We start from the raw sequence: 13,299 nt of genomic DNA on the forward strand, positions 1-13,299 counted from the left end.
GCATGACCGGCATCGTCAGCCGCGGCGGCAGCATCATGGCCAAGTGGTGCCTCGCCCATCACAAGGAAAACTTCCTCTACACCCACTGGGACGACATCTGCGACATCATGGCCGCTTACGACGTCTCCTTCTCCATCGGCGATGGTCTGCGCCCCGGCTCCATCGCCGACGCCAATGACAAAGCCCAGTTCGGCGAACTCGAAGTCCAGGGCGAACTCACCAAACGCGCCTGGGCCAAAGGCGTCCAAGTCATGAACGAAGGCCCCGGCCACGTCCCCATGCACATGATCGAGGAAAACATGGCCAAGCAGCTCGAATGGTGCCACGAGGCCCCCTTCTACACCCTCGGGCCTCTCACCACCGACATCGCCCCCGGCTACGACCACATCACCAGCGGCATCGGCGCCGCCATGATCGGCTGGTATGGCTGCGCCATGCTCTGCTACGTCACCCCCAAGGAACACCTCGGCCTCCCCAACAAAGAAGACGTCAAAGCCGGCGTCATCACCTACAAACTCGCCGCCCACGCCGCCGACCTCGCCAAAGGCCACCCCGGTGCCCAATACCGCGACAACGCCCTCAGCAAAGCCCGCTTCGAGTTCCGCTGGGAAGACCAGTTCAACCTCAGCCTCGACCCCGTGACGGCGCGGGAGTTTCATGACGAGACCCTTCCGCAGGAAGGGGCGAAGTCAGCCCATTTCTGCAGCATGTGTGGACCGCATTTCTGTTCCATGAAGATCACGGAGGACGTGAGAAAATATGCCGCAGAGCAAGGCCTCGCAGAAGAAGAGGCTCTCAAAGCCGGGATGGAACAGAAATCCCGGGAGTTTACAGAAATGGGTGCCGAAGTGTATACGAAGGCATGAAGCTTCTGCGACATGAGCCGAGCCGAGGGATCGGAGGCGAGACAGACAAACGCGAAGCGTTTGCCCGCAGGGCGGCAGTGCCGAGTGGAGGCAATGCCGTCAACATCACCGAAGACGTGCGGAAGTATGCCGCTGAGCCGAGCGGAGCGAGACAGATCATCCGCAGGATGACCCGAAGGGCGAGCCGGCCGGCGAGTCAACAAGCGATCTCCGAGGAAGAAGCGCTTCAGCATGGGATGGCGGAGAAGAGCAAGGAGTTCGTGGAAAGCGGAGCCGAAGTCTATCATCAAGCATGAGTCATGGGAAAGGTCCGACGGCATGGATTTGTCTTGGAGTGGTTCATTGGCGACCACGATCCAAGGCATGTTCACGTTTATGACACCAAAGGTCGATTTCTTGGCCGTTTCGATTTAACCCGCCGTGTCGGACATGAAGGCTGGCAACCCAGCAAAAAGCTGTTAAAACTCATCACCGAACTCGAAAACGAAGGACGCTTATGAAAATCGCTGTTCAGCTCAAAAAACCTTTCGGGAAGGGCACCTTCTCTCGTGTGAGACATGCCCGTTATCTCGGCTGGGAGGATGCGTTTGATGTCGAGTTTGAGGACGGACTCAGCTTCCTCGAACCGCATGCCACCATTCGCAAGGCCAATAAGATTGCAGCCAACGCCACTCCAATCCAAGTCGAGGTCGATGATGACCTCCACAGCCATTTCATCATCCACTATGACAACGGCCAAACCGCCGAAGTCTCCTGGGCCTTCATCCGCGAGCTGCCGCCGAAACCCGCTAAGAAGTGATGCGCCACTTTCTGCGACATGAGCCGAGCCGAGGGATCGGAGGCGAGGCAGACAAACGCGAAGCGTTTGCCCGCAGGGCGGCAGTGCAGAGTGGAGGCAATGCCTTCAACATCACCGAAGACGTGCGGAAGTATGCGGCGGAACAGGCCATCTCCGAGGAAGAAGCCCTCCAGCGCGGGATGGAAGAGAAGTCGAAGGAGTTCGTTGAAAGCGGCGCCGAAGTGTATACGACAGCATGATTATTAGTTGAGCGCTAGCTCGCAACCTGACTCCCCATGAATCTTGATGTCACTCGCAAATCAATTCCCGACGTTCTAAGACTATTGAAATCGGGAGAGTGGCAGGTGCCTAAATTCCAGCGAGAATTTGTTTGGTCTCAGCCGCAGGTTTTCGGCCTGCTCACATCCGTCTTCAAAGCTCGCCCGATTGGAATGGTCACATCCTGGCTTCAACCACAGGGAAGTCCTCAAACCCCTCCGGAACCATTGCGAGTCAAGGAGTCGAAATTTGCACAATTCGAGGATAATCCGGCTGTCATTCATCTTATCCTCGATGGCAAACAACGCCTGACAACTCTGGCAATGGCATTTGGTGGCCTACGAACACCCGATGACCGTTATCTTTTTTCCGGTCGTTGGTTTTTAGACTTCTCAGTTAGCCCCGAAAGCAGCGATGATGATATGATCGTTTACCGCAAACGGGCGCAGGTTCTCGCAGACGGACTTGATCAGGTCTCAAATTGCATCGCCAAGGGATTGCTTCCACTCGATCAATACGAAGATTTTAATCGAATCGCTCAACGTATCTTTGATCGCGACTTTTATCCGAATGGCGAGCGTCCGAGCGAAGACGTGTTAGAACGACGATCCGCAAACCTTGCAGAATACCAATCTACTTTCGCAAGTTTCCAAATCCCCGTAGCCGAATTGCCATCAAGCGTCGGCTTAGCCGAGGTCTGTGAGATTTTCGAGGTTCTCAACACTACAGGCACCAAAGTCTCGACTTTCGATCTAATTCATAACATGGCGTTCGGGGATACTCGAGGAACGTTTAACCTCAGGGACAGATTTGCAGAGTGCGCCAGTTCTTCTGACAAAATACAACTCGTATTAGATGATTCTCGGCCGGAATTCTTGTGCCAGTTGATCACTGGGTGTTATTTGGCGAGCCCATCACCTTTGAGCCGCCGATCAACGGTTGCACGCGAGGTGAAAATCGGATCGATTAAAGGTGGGGACTTGATCGACACACCAACCGATTTCTACCAAAACTTCTTCGCGGACATCGCGCTGATCAATTCATTTGCCACTAGCTTCTTCGGCGACGTTCTGCGGGCAGATTTTCGTTTGAAGGAACTCCCGTATCCGGCAAGCATCATTCTTTATTTTGCGCTTCGCTGGCAACTTGAAAAACATCTCACTGACCCAGATAAACGTTTCTCGATTGATGAGCTTAACTCATTCTATCGGGCATTCTTCTGGCGAAATGCACTCACAGGTCGCTACGATCAAGGATTCCTGACAAAATTTTCCACTGACCTGAAATTCATTAGTGCCTGCCTGAGCGAGTTGATTGAGTTTCGCCGGACAGATCAATGGTATGCAGAAGCCAATAACAAACTCGATGCATATTTCGGTGCGCAGTTCCAGATACGCCCATCATCCAACCTTAAGGAAATTGTGAAAGACGGAGACGTTCGCGGCGCACTCCGGCAAGCCATAATCCTGTTTTTGCTCTCGCAAGCTCGTGTTGACATCTTGACAGGGGCGCCCCTGGATCGGTTCACACAGGAACGGAATGCCAACGTAGATCTTCATCATATTTACCCGAAGCAATGGTGCCGAGATAACACGGCTCATGTCAGTGCTCTGCGAGAACAGCCATCCATAGTGGATGGCCTTGTAAATCTCGTCCCGTTAACTGCTGCATCAAATAATCGTTGGAAAACAAAATCACCCGCAACTGCCATCCGTGATTTTGATTTGGCTTGGTCTTCCACGCGCTCTCGTTTTGAAATGGGCGTCATCAATGAAGAAAGCTACGAAACATTAAAATCAGACATAGCTGACCCTGCCAGTTTCTGGGACCTGCGCGCAACGCTAATCGCATCCAAGCTGGAGGAGCTTCAAAAGGTATCTCGATAAGTAGCCGAGAAATACGGGGAAACGGCGTCTGTGTGCAAAAACCTGGAAACGGGGTCAGGGTGCAAAAAATCTGACAAACGCACCTCCGCGTCGTTCCAGCCACTCGCGGGAAACGGGGTCAGGGTGCAAAAACCTGACAAACTCACCTCGGCGTCGTTCCAGCCACTCGCGGTGGTTCAATCCGGTTCCCGAAAGACGCCCCTCAAGCGATCCAGGTCGAGCCCCGCTGCCCAGCCGCTGGGGAGCCTCGGCGGAACCGCCTCCCGTTCGCGACCCTGCTCCCCCCCGAGTTCGAGCCCGGTCTTCGCCTGGAAGAAGGCCCCCAAGCCCTGAAGCACTGTGAGAGAGTAGTGCTTCCTCGATCCAATCGACAACAGAATGGGGACAGAAGAATGGCTCGATTCTATTGTCCCCATTCTCCTGTCGAAGCGGTCTTCCGGCCTTCTTGATCCGGCGTTCCGGGTTCACCGTTCCCTCTTACCCGCCTCCCAACTCGGAGACGCGTTCAGGCTGCAAAAGGTGACAAGCAGCGTCGCTTGAAAACTGCGAAGCACGAAACCCGTCAGGTTCGTCATTGGCCGTTGAGCGAACGTTCTGAGCTTGCCACGACGTGCCCGACAGGATCATCCTCCGCCGCTCTTCGGCGCAAACCTCGGGCCCGCGTGAGCGGACGCCGGGCGGTTGAAGCGGCGTGACGCCTTTCTGAAGCCACCTGCCGGCCCTCAATGCCTCCGGCCAACGTGCCTGCGGGGCTTACGCGGGGAGCCGGAGCGTCAGCGGGGAACGATGCACGGCCTCGAAGAAGAACAAGAACAGGGGGGGCGCTGATCCCCAGGGCCTCCGCGAGACGGTAAACGTCAGTGATGAACATCGTGCTGCGGTTCGTCTCCTCGGCGCGCACGGTGCGGGGAATGAAACCGGCCTGGAGGGCCAGCTCCTTTTGCGTCATGCCGGCGCGCTAGCGCAGGCGGGGAGCAGATGAGCCACGGCGCGGCAGACCGCGTGCCGTGTCCATGCTGGAAAAAGTGAGCCGAACAACCCTGGAATGCAAGACCTCCCCACGGCCCGCCCGGCCATGAGGCGGATCAGACGGGCGCAAGGATGGGGCCGGAGCGGCGCCGTTGAGCAAACTGGGAGTGAAGCCCTTGTTGCACGGCAACAAGTCTAGTTTGGTCCCGGCCAACCTGAAACCTGGATCACTCCCCCCTTCGTCATTCTGGTTTCGCCATTCCTCATTCGTCATTCACCACGCCCCACCTACCCGCCCATCCTCGAGCGATGCTCGCTAGGACGCCAGCCGATCCATTTTTTGAAGGTGTTGCTGAAGACGAAGGGATTCTGGTAGCCGATCTCATGGGAGATGGTCTCGATCTTCAGGCTGGTGGTGGAGAGCAGCTCGGCGGCCTTCCGCATGCGCAGCCAGGTGACGTGATGCATGGGCGTGCGGCCGAGGGTTTTCCGGCACAGGCGGCGCAGGTGCTCGGCGCTGACGTGCGCCTGCCGGGCGAGCTCGTCGAGGGTCCAGTCGTGGCCGACGTTCGCAGCGACTTTTTCCCAGATGCGGTGCAGGCGGTCATCGACCTGCCAGGGCTGGGCGAAACGCTCGATGTAATGCTGCACGAGTTCCACCCAATGAAACATGGCGGCGGGCTTGGCGTCGTGGCCGGCCTCCTCGACGAGGCCTTCGATGGCGTTCCAAAGCGCTTTTCCATCAAACGGCGCCATCAGCGGCGAGCTGCTGCTGAGGATGGGCTTCTGCTCCGGCTGCTGCTCGTAACGCACCCAGCAGCAGCGCCAGGACTTGCCGGGAACGGCATGGAAGGCGTTCACCATGAAGGGCGGCAGCGCCACGGCCAGGCCCGCGCCGCATTTCTTCCACGCGCCATCGACAAGGACGCGTCCCTCTCCCTCCAGGCAGGCGAGGAAATACAAGCCACCCTGGTGCATGCGCACGATGCGGTAGGGCGCGCGCGCCGTCATGACACCCGCGTGGGCGATGCGGTGCTGCGCCAGCGTGCCGCAGACCGGCGCGCCGCGCAGCCAGGGACGCGTGTCCCTCTCCGAGGCGCGCACCACACGGAACTCCGTGCCCGGACCGTGCGTGTGCGTTTCAGATAGCTCCTGGATGGCAGCTTTGGCGTGCATGATGGATGGATTTATGATTTATGGCCTGCGATTGATGATTTCCCAGAGGCCCGCAGGCCAGATCATAAATCAAAAATCGTAAATCAAAAATCACCACGCCATGCCCAATCCCTGGACCGGAATCGGAAATCCCTACACGAAGCAGGAAGTCGTCGATCGCCTCAAGGCCACGCTGGCGAAGGGCGAGCCCATCATCGCCGCCGGGGCGGGCACGGGCATCAGCGCCAAATTCATCGAGAAGGGCGGCGCGGACCTGATCATCATCTACAACAGCGGACGCTTCCGCATGATGGGCCACGGCTCCACCTGCGGCCTGATGGCCTACGGCGATGCGAATGCCATCGCCATGGAGATCGGCGAGTATGAGGTGCTGCCCGTGGTGAAGGAGATCCCGGTGGTCTGCGGCGTGCATGCCACGGACCCGCGCCGCCGCATGTGGCACTGGCTGCAGCAGGTGAAGAACATGGGCTTCTCCGGCGTGAACAACTTTCCCACGCACTGCATCGTCGATGGTCACTTCCGCGGCGTGCTCGAAGAAACCGGCATGAGCGTGCAGAAGGAGTTCGAGATGGTCGGTCTGGCCACGAAGATGGACCTTTTCAGCATCGTCTATGTCGCCACGCCTGAAGAAGCGGTCGAGATGGTGAAAAACGGCGCGGACGCCGTCATCGCCCACGTGGGCACCACCGTCGGTGGCAGCATCGGCGTGGTGAATGCGGTGGTGGACTGGGATTTCACCGTGAAGCGCACGCAGGAGATCATTGATGCCGCCCGCAGCGTGAAGAAGGACGTCTTCACCCTCACGCACGGCGGCCCGGTGAACACGCCGAAGGACGTGGAGTTCATTCTCGGCAAAACGACCGCCGACGGCTTCGTCGGTGCCTCCAGCCTGGAGCGCATGGGCGTCGAGGATTCGCTGACAAACCTGACACGCGAATTCAAGGCCGTGCGGCGCTGAAAAAGAGCGCCGCGCAGGCCCGGAAACGCATTTTGCAAAAAAATTACCGGCATGTATGGTCGGGGCTGCGTTACTAGCTTGTAACCAACCCCCACATGTCCGACGACCCCTTCAACAACCGCTCCGACGGCCCAGGCCGCCGCAATCAGGATCCGCAGTTCAATTGGCGCGGCTTCATGCTTTTCGCGCTCGCCATCACGCTGCTCATCTCCGGCCTGATGATGAACAAGGGATTCGTCTCCAACCGCAAGGTCTTCGACTACGCCTGGTTCAAGGAGACGGTGGAGAAAGGCCTGATCGACAAGGACAAGAAGCTGGTGCTCATCACCTCGGACACCACCACCAAGCAGGTCATCGAAGGAGCCTACTTCCCCGAACTGCCCGCCCCGCAGGCAGGCAAGGACGGCGAGGCCGCACCCGTGACACCGGACCTCAGCAAGCCACAGACTGCCCTGCCGGCACCTGAGGCGGAGCCGAAAAAACCGGGCTTCAACGCCGCGAAGAACGACTCCAAGGAGTTCAGCGTGCCGGTGAACATTGAGTTCCAGAAGGACGAGCTGATCAAGATGCTCGACAAGCACGGCCTCGTGCTCATCCCGGTCTATGACAACGACATGTGGTCGTCCCTCATCGGCTTCCTGCTGCCGCTGCTGATCATCCTCGCCTTCTTCTACTTCCTCGTGCGCCAGCAGCTTCGCAGCGCGGGCCGCGGAGCGATGAGCTTCGGCAAGAGCAAGGCCAAGATGCTCTCCCAGGACCGCAACAAGGTCACCTTCAAGGACGTGGCCGGCGTGGAAGAAGCCAAGGAGGAGGTGCAGGAGCTCGTCGAGTTCCTCAAAGACCCGAAGAAGTTCCAGCGCCTGGGCGGCAAGATCCCGAAAGGTGTGCTCATGGTCGGACCTCCCGGCACCGGCAAGACGCTGCTGGCCAAGGCCATCGCGGGCGAGGCCGACGTGCCGTTCTTCAGCATCAGCGGCTCGGATTTCGTCGAGATGTTCGTCGGCGTCGGCGCCAGCCGCGTGCGCGACATGTTCGAGCAGGGCCGCAAGAACGCGCCGTGCCTCATCTTCATCGACGAAATCGACGCCGTGGGCCGTCATCGCGGTCACGGCATGGGTGGTGGTCACGACGAGCGCGAGCAGACACTGAACGCGCTCCTCGTCGAGATGGACGGCTTCGACACGCAGGAAGGCATCATCATCATCGCCGCCACGAACCGCGCCGACGTGCTCGATCCCGCGCTGCTGCGTCCGGGCCGCTTTGACCGCCAGGTCACCGTGAACCTGCCGGACGTGAAGGGCCGCGAGGAAATCCTGCGCGTCCACGCCAAAAAGGTGAAGCTCTCCGAAAGCGCAGACCTTTCCAAGATCGCCCGCGGCACGCCCGGATTCTCAGGCGCGGAACTGGCGAACCTGCTCAACGAGGCCGCGCTGCTCGCCGCCCGCAAAAACATGAAGTCCATCACCCAGCCAGAGCTCGAGGAGGCCCGCGACAAGGTGCGCTGGGGCCGCGAGCGCCGCAGCATGGCCCTTACCGAAAAGGAGAAGGAAAACACCGCCTATCACGAGGCCGGTCACGCCATCCTCATCGAGGTGCTGGAGCACACCGACCCGCTGCACAAGGTCACCATCATTCCGCGCGGCCCGTCCCTCGGCTCCACCATGTGGCTGCCGGAGGAGGACAAGCACAACGATCGCAAGAGCGAGCTGCTCGACGACCTGATCGTCGCCATGGGCGGTCGTGTGGCGGAGGAAATCCAGTTCGGCGACGTGACCAACGGCGCCAGCGGCGACATCCGCATGGCCTCCCGCATCGCCCGCAGCATGGTCTGCTCCTGGGGCATGAGCACCGAGCTCGGCATGATCGAGTACGGTGAGAACGAAAGCGCCGCCTTCATGGGCCGCGGTCGCAACAACTACAGCCAGGACACCGCGAAAAAGATCGACCAGGAGGTCAAGCGTCTTATCGACGAGGCCTACGCCAAGGCGAAGGAAATCCTCCTCAAGCACAAGGACAAGCTCGACGCTATCGCGCTCGCCCTGCTCGAATACGAGACGCTCGACGGCACCCACATCAAGGAGATCATGGAGCACGGCCGCCTCATCAATCCGCCGGAGAACAAGAGCAAGCCCCCTCCCCCGCCGCTGCTGCCCAAGGCCGCCGACCCGCGTCCCGCCAAGCAGGAAGACGAGGATGAAGGCGGCCTCGCTCCCGGTTTGACCGGTGTGCCGGCGTGATCAAAGCCGCATCACGAATGAATCATGGCCGGAGTCGCAGGACTCCGGCTTTTTCATTTCAACCGCAGCACGAGACGCACCGCATCGAGGCGGAGCGATGTGGCTTCGATGGCCGAAGCCAGCGCGTCACGCTGCTGCCGCAGCGCGGCGATCTCTTCCGGACGGATGTGCGGATTACGCGACTGCAAATCTTCGAGACGCGCGATTTCGTCGTCGAGATGTTTGCGCATCGTGGCCAGACCGCGCTGCTTGAGAGCCTGGAGTTGTGATTCAGCCAGTTGTTGCGCCTTGCCGAGCATGGACGGCAGCAGTTTGTGACGCACGGCTTCGTTTTGCACGGTGCGCGCGGGATCGCCCGCAGTGAGTTTTGCACGCGAAAACGCCGCATCGGAGCTCAGGTCGCGGCCCTGATGATCCACGGCGACGCGAACGGGCAGCGCGGGCATGAAGCGCGAGGCATGCAGGGCCGGTGGCGCGATGCATTCGGCCACGAAGGTGGTCTGCAGGATCAATCCCTCCGCGCCGGAGGCCTTCCAGAACGCAAAACCGGCGTTTCCAGTGTGCGAGCCGAGCAAAACATCCAGAGCGCCGGTGACGAGCGGATGATCCCAGGTGAGAAACGATTCGTGATCGCGTGAAAGGGCGCGCTCGCGGTCAAATGTGATCGTGAGCCCTTCCAGCGGCAGGGAAGGCAGGGCGTCGGTGATCAGATTGTCCGGGCGGATGAACCAGGTGCGCTGTGACATCTCCTCCACATGCATGCCGAGGTGGTCGAGCAGGCGGATGAAAAAGCGCTCGAAATCACCGTCTGTGTCGATCTCGCGGATGCGCTCGATGATGCGAGCGGCGAGCCGCGGCTTGCATGAATTGAGCTCGAGCAGGCGGTTGTGGCCGCGCTCGAGTTTTTGGCGCACTTCATGACGCAGTTCGCGCGTGCGACGAACCAGGTCATCGAGTTTTGCGGGATCAAACTGCGCGCAGAGCGATTCGAGCTCCGCGGAGAAGGTGTGGAGCAGTTGTGTGGCTCCTTGGAGACTGTGCTCGAAGGCATCGAGGCCGTCGTGATACCAACGGGCGAGCACTTCGCCCTCGGTTCCCTCCACAAACGGCACATGGATGTGTATGACGCCTTTCTGGCCGATGCGGTCGAGGCGGCCGATGCGTTGTTCGAGCAGCTCGGGATCACGCGGCAGGTCGAAAAGCGCGAGATGCTGCGCGAACTGGAAATTGCGGCCTTCGCTGCCGATTTCGGAGCAGATGAGCAGCCGCGCGCCTTCAGGATCGGCAAAGGACGCCGCGTGGCGGTCGCGCTGCATCAAGTTGAGCCCCTCGTGGAAGAGAACGGCATGCACGTTGATCTCCCGCAGCAGGCGCTCGTGGATTTCCCCGGCCAGTTTGCGCGTGCGGCAGATGAGCAGCACCTTCGCTTCGCCAAGCTCGCGCAATTTGGCCGCCAGCCAGCGGATGAGCATGTCCTCCACGGTCGAATCTGGCTCCATGCCAAGCAGACAGGTTTCACATTGGCGCGGCGGGAAGCCCTGGATGACGGCACGGGTGTTCCGGAACATGACGCGGCCGGTGCCAAACTCGTCAAGCAAGTCGTTCACGAGGCGCGGGCGGGCGGATTCGTCGCCGGCTTGAAGCTCGGCGGCGTGTTTTTGCACGCGCGGCGAGTGACTGGCAAAGAGCTCACGGTCATGGGTTGTCATTTCACCGCCCTGCAGGATGCGATCGACCATGCGCGCGACCTGCTCGTAGCGGTCGGATTCAGTGAGGAAGGCATGCAGATCATTGTAGCGGTCGGGATCGAGAAGACGCAGGCGGGCGAAGTGGCCCTCGGCACCGAGCTGCTGCGGAGTGGCGGTGAGCAGGAGAACGCCGGGGACACGCGTGGCGATGGATTCGACGACCTGGTAGGCGATGCCAGGCGTGTCATGCGTCCATTCGAGATGATGCGCCTCATCGACGATGAGCAGGTCCCAGCCGGCATCGGCGGCCTGTTGCGCACGTTTTGACGAGCCGCTGAGAAGGGAAAGCGGGCAGAGGACATGCTGGCTGTCGAGGAAGGGATTGCCGTCGGGATCACCCGCCTCGATGGCAGCACAGCGCTCCTCATCAAAGAGGCTGAACATGAGATTGAAACGGCGCAGCAGCTCGATGAACCACTGGTGCGGCAGCGCATCGGGGACTAGCACGAGAATGCGTGAGGCGCGGCCAGTGAGGTGCAGACGATGCAGGATGAGGCCGGCCTCGATGGTTTTGCCAAGGCCGACTTCATCAGCGAGCAACACGCGGGGCAGCAGGCGTGCGGTGACATCGGCCGCGATGGACATCTGATGAGGGATGGGATCGACACGGCCACCGATGAATCCGCGCGCGGGCGAGGCCTGCATGCGGCAGCGCCATTCGACGGCCTCGGCACGAAGGGCAAAGGCCTGAAGATCGTCCACGTTCGCGGCTAGAAGACGCTCCTGCGGTCCGCCGAGAGCGAGGGTGTCGGCGAGTTCGGATTCAGGAATGATTTGCGCGCCGCAGTGGTAGGTCAGCGCGCCGTTTTGCGCAGCGACCGCGTCGATGGGGTGCTTCGAGCCGTCCCGCAGCGTGATGGTGTCGCCAGCGCGGAAGCTGGCACGGTGCAGCGGGGCACTCTGACGGGCGTAGCGACGTGTCTCGCCGACCGCCGGGAAGTGAAGCTCGATGAACGCGCCTTCGAGCTTGCGAACGATACCGAGTCCGAGCTCGGGCTCGCTTTGACTGAGCCAGCGCTGGCCGGGTGCGGGAGATTCCATCCGGGCGCGACGCTATTTCTTTTCCTTGCCACCGAAGAGGCGGCTGAAGAAGCCTTTCTTCTTGGGCGCTTCAGGCGCGGCCTGAGGTTGGGCGGGAACCGCCTGCTGCGGCGCGAACTGGCCGGGCGCGGGGGTCCCTTGGGTGAAGTCGATGACACCGGGTTTGATGGAGGGAGCCGCGCGGGGATCGACATTGACGACCTTGGGCTGCTTCGGCTTCCCGTCAGCGCCGTATTCATAGATGATCTGCTGGTAGCACTGGCCCTGGAGATTGAAGGAGCGCATCTCCTTGGCGCGGCCGTATTCGTCGAAATAGACCTGGGAGCGGGCGACGAGGTTGCCTCTGCCGTCGTAGATGTGGCCCTGGGTGGGCAGACCGCGCTCATTGAGCAGGTAGTGCTTCTTGCTCACGAGAGCGCCAGCGGCACTGTACGTGGCCTCGGTGAGCTCGTTGGTGGACTTGTCGAGGATGGTCTCGGAGTGGGAGTTGTCCGGGTGGTAGGTGCTTTTGGCGACGATGGGGGACGAGGCGGGGGCGGCAGGCTGCGCGGAGGCAGATGCCAGCCAAAGAAGGACAAAAAAGGCAGAGCAGGACTTCATGAGTCGTAGGAAGATGTGCGCCAGAATAAAGCCCGCTCCCTCCCCCGACAACGACAAATCCCCATTCCCCGCTGCTGACGCCATGAGTTCCTCCGCTGACTTCCCCTGGGCTGATTTTCTCTCCCGCACGATCGCAGACTTCCACTGCACGACGGGCACGCTGCACCGGCTGGATCCCTCCGACAAACATCTCAAGCTGGTGGCGCACCAAGGCATCCCGGAAGCGCTGATGCCGATCATCCAGTCAATCCCGGTAGGCAAAGGCATCGCGGGCGTGGCAGCGGAACGCCAGGAGCCGGTGGAAATGTGCAATCTGCAGACTGACACCTCCGGCGTGGCCAAGCCGGGCGCCAAACAGACCCAGGTTCAAGGCACTTTGGCCGTGCCGGTGCTGGACGGCACCCGCCTTTGCGGCACGCTGGGCATCGGGAAACTGGAGCCGTATGACTTCACGGCGGAGGAGAAGGAGCGGCTGATCCAGATCGCACGCGGAATCGCGCCCGAGCTGCTGCCGGGGTGAATCGCTGAAGAGTCTCTTGCCCGGAAGAAGAGAACGGCAAAACGCAAGAAGGGCTGGCATATCGCCAGCCCTTCTATGGTTAATTGGGTTTGATCCTGCGCCCTAGAACGAGCGATTTTGATCACAGGCTGTTCCGGCGACGGCGGCGGAGGAACAGGCCGAGAAGTCCGAACATCAGGAGCAACATGCGGGATGGCTCGGGCACAACAACAAGGATGCCGTGGGTGGTAAAGGCGCTGGT

Annotated in this window: 12 protein-coding genes; 8 read left to right on the plus strand and 4 right to left on the minus strand. The window is 60.4% G+C overall.

Going from position 1 to position 13,299, the window contains the following annotated elements; translation table 11 throughout:
* From ACILSE_RS22175 to ACILSE_RS22195, 5 genes are all read left to right on the plus strand, one after another.
* Positions 1-866, plus strand: an 866-nt coding sequence (locus ACILSE_RS22175) for a phosphomethylpyrimidine synthase ThiC (RefSeq protein ID WP_395719633.1), incomplete at its 5' end; no start/stop codon positions are given.
* Positions 863-1,162 carry a hypothetical protein gene (locus ACILSE_RS22180; protein WP_395719634.1) on the plus strand — a complete coding sequence of 100 codons (300 nt, stop codon included), beginning with the start codon at positions 863-865 and terminating at the stop codon, positions 1,160-1,162. The genes ACILSE_RS22175 and ACILSE_RS22180, both read left to right, overlap by 4 nt.
* Positions 1,163-1,362: 200 nt before the next feature.
* Positions 1,363-1,665 (plus strand): hypothetical protein, encoded by a 303-nt coding sequence (locus ACILSE_RS22185; RefSeq protein WP_395719635.1) that lies wholly within the window; start codon positions 1,363-1,365, stop codon positions 1,663-1,665.
* Entirely contained in the window at positions 1,665-1,904 is a 240-nt protein-coding gene (locus ACILSE_RS22190) for a hypothetical protein (RefSeq protein ID WP_395719644.1), read from the plus strand. Before ACILSE_RS22185 ends, ACILSE_RS22190 begins: the two co-directional genes overlap by 1 nt.
* A gap of 36 nt (positions 1,905-1,940) precedes the next feature.
* A complete protein-coding gene (locus ACILSE_RS22195; protein ID WP_395719636.1) occupies positions 1,941-3,809 on the plus strand; it encodes a DUF262 domain-containing protein in 1,869 nt (622 codons plus the stop codon).
* Between the two features lie 1,257 nt (positions 3,810-5,066).
* Here the strand turns inward: ACILSE_RS22195 and ACILSE_RS22200 are convergent.
* A complete protein-coding gene (locus ACILSE_RS22200) occupies positions 5,067-5,954 on the minus strand; it encodes a helix-turn-helix transcriptional regulator (protein ID WP_395719637.1) in 888 nt (295 codons plus the stop codon).
* Positions 5,955-6,054: 100 nt separating this feature from the next.
* On the opposite strand from ACILSE_RS22200, the gene ACILSE_RS22205 reads away from it, so the two are divergent.
* Complete coding sequence (locus ACILSE_RS22205; protein ID WP_395719638.1) at positions 6,055-6,912, plus strand: phosphoenolpyruvate hydrolase family protein; 858 nt, start codon at positions 6,055-6,057, stop codon at positions 6,910-6,912.
* Between the two features lie 95 nt (positions 6,913-7,007).
* Positions 7,008-9,149: an ATP-dependent zinc metalloprotease FtsH gene (gene ftsH / locus ACILSE_RS22210; protein ID WP_395719639.1), complete on the plus strand. Its 2,142-nt coding sequence runs from the start codon at positions 7,008-7,010 to the stop codon at positions 9,147-9,149.
* A gap of 53 nt (positions 9,150-9,202) precedes the next feature.
* On the opposite strand, the gene ACILSE_RS22215 is transcribed toward ftsH, so the two are convergent.
* Together ACILSE_RS22215 and ACILSE_RS22220 are read right to left on the minus strand one after the other, a co-directional pair.
* Positions 9,203-11,938 carry a helicase-related protein gene (locus ACILSE_RS22215; RefSeq protein ID WP_395719640.1) on the minus strand — a complete coding sequence of 912 codons (2,736 nt, stop codon included), beginning with the start codon at positions 11,936-11,938 and terminating at the stop codon, positions 9,203-9,205.
* A 12-nt stretch (positions 11,939-11,950) separates the two neighbouring features.
* Positions 11,951-12,538, minus strand: a complete 588-nt coding sequence (locus ACILSE_RS22220; RefSeq protein ID WP_395719641.1) for a hypothetical protein — start codon at positions 12,536-12,538, stop codon at positions 11,951-11,953.
* A gap of 82 nt (positions 12,539-12,620) precedes the next feature.
* On the opposite strand from ACILSE_RS22220, the gene ACILSE_RS22225 reads away from it, so the two are divergent.
* Positions 12,621-13,058 (plus strand): GAF domain-containing protein, encoded by a 438-nt coding sequence (locus tag ACILSE_RS22225; RefSeq protein WP_395719642.1) that lies wholly within the window; start codon positions 12,621-12,623, stop codon positions 13,056-13,058.
* A gap of 121 nt (positions 13,059-13,179) precedes the next feature.
* Here the strand turns inward: ACILSE_RS22225 and ACILSE_RS22230 are convergent, their stop codons facing one another.
* Positions 13,180-13,263: a PEP-CTERM sorting domain-containing protein gene (locus ACILSE_RS22230; protein ID WP_395719643.1), complete on the minus strand. Its 84-nt coding sequence runs from the start codon at positions 13,261-13,263 to the stop codon at positions 13,180-13,182.
* Positions 13,264-13,299: the final 36 nt, after the last annotated feature.

Origin of the sequence: Prosthecobacter sp. (assembly GCF_044236155.1) — a bacterium.
Lineage (GTDB): Bacteria > Verrucomicrobiota > Verrucomicrobiia > Verrucomicrobiales > Verrucomicrobiaceae > Prosthecobacter.

Coding starts and splice junctions, on each gene's coding strand:
- ACILSE_RS22180 (WP_395719634.1), top strand. CDS start 863: ATGAAGCTTCTGCGACATGAGCCGAGCCGAGGGATCGGAGGCGAGACA.
- ACILSE_RS22185 (WP_395719635.1), top strand. CDS start 1,363: ATGAAAATCGCTGTTCAGCTCAAAAAACCTTTCGGGAAGGGCACCTTC.
- ACILSE_RS22190 (WP_395719644.1), top strand. CDS start 1,665: ATGCGCCACTTTCTGCGACATGAGCCGAGCCGAGGGATCGGAGGCGAG.
- ACILSE_RS22195 (WP_395719636.1), top strand. CDS start 1,941: ATGAATCTTGATGTCACTCGCAAATCAATTCCCGACGTTCTAAGACTA.
- ACILSE_RS22200 (WP_395719637.1), bottom strand. CDS start 5,954: ATGCACGCCAAAGCTGCCATCCAGGAGCTATCTGAAACGCACACGCAC.
- ACILSE_RS22205 (WP_395719638.1), top strand. CDS start 6,055: ATGCCCAATCCCTGGACCGGAATCGGAAATCCCTACACGAAGCAGGAA.
- ftsH (WP_395719639.1), top strand. CDS start 7,008: ATGTCCGACGACCCCTTCAACAACCGCTCCGACGGCCCAGGCCGCCGC.
- ACILSE_RS22215 (WP_395719640.1), bottom strand. CDS start 11,938: ATGGAATCTCCCGCACCCGGCCAGCGCTGGCTCAGTCAAAGCGAGCCC.
- ACILSE_RS22220 (WP_395719641.1), bottom strand. CDS start 12,538: ATGAAGTCCTGCTCTGCCTTTTTTGTCCTTCTTTGGCTGGCATCTGCC.
- ACILSE_RS22225 (WP_395719642.1), top strand. CDS start 12,621: ATGAGTTCCTCCGCTGACTTCCCCTGGGCTGATTTTCTCTCCCGCACG.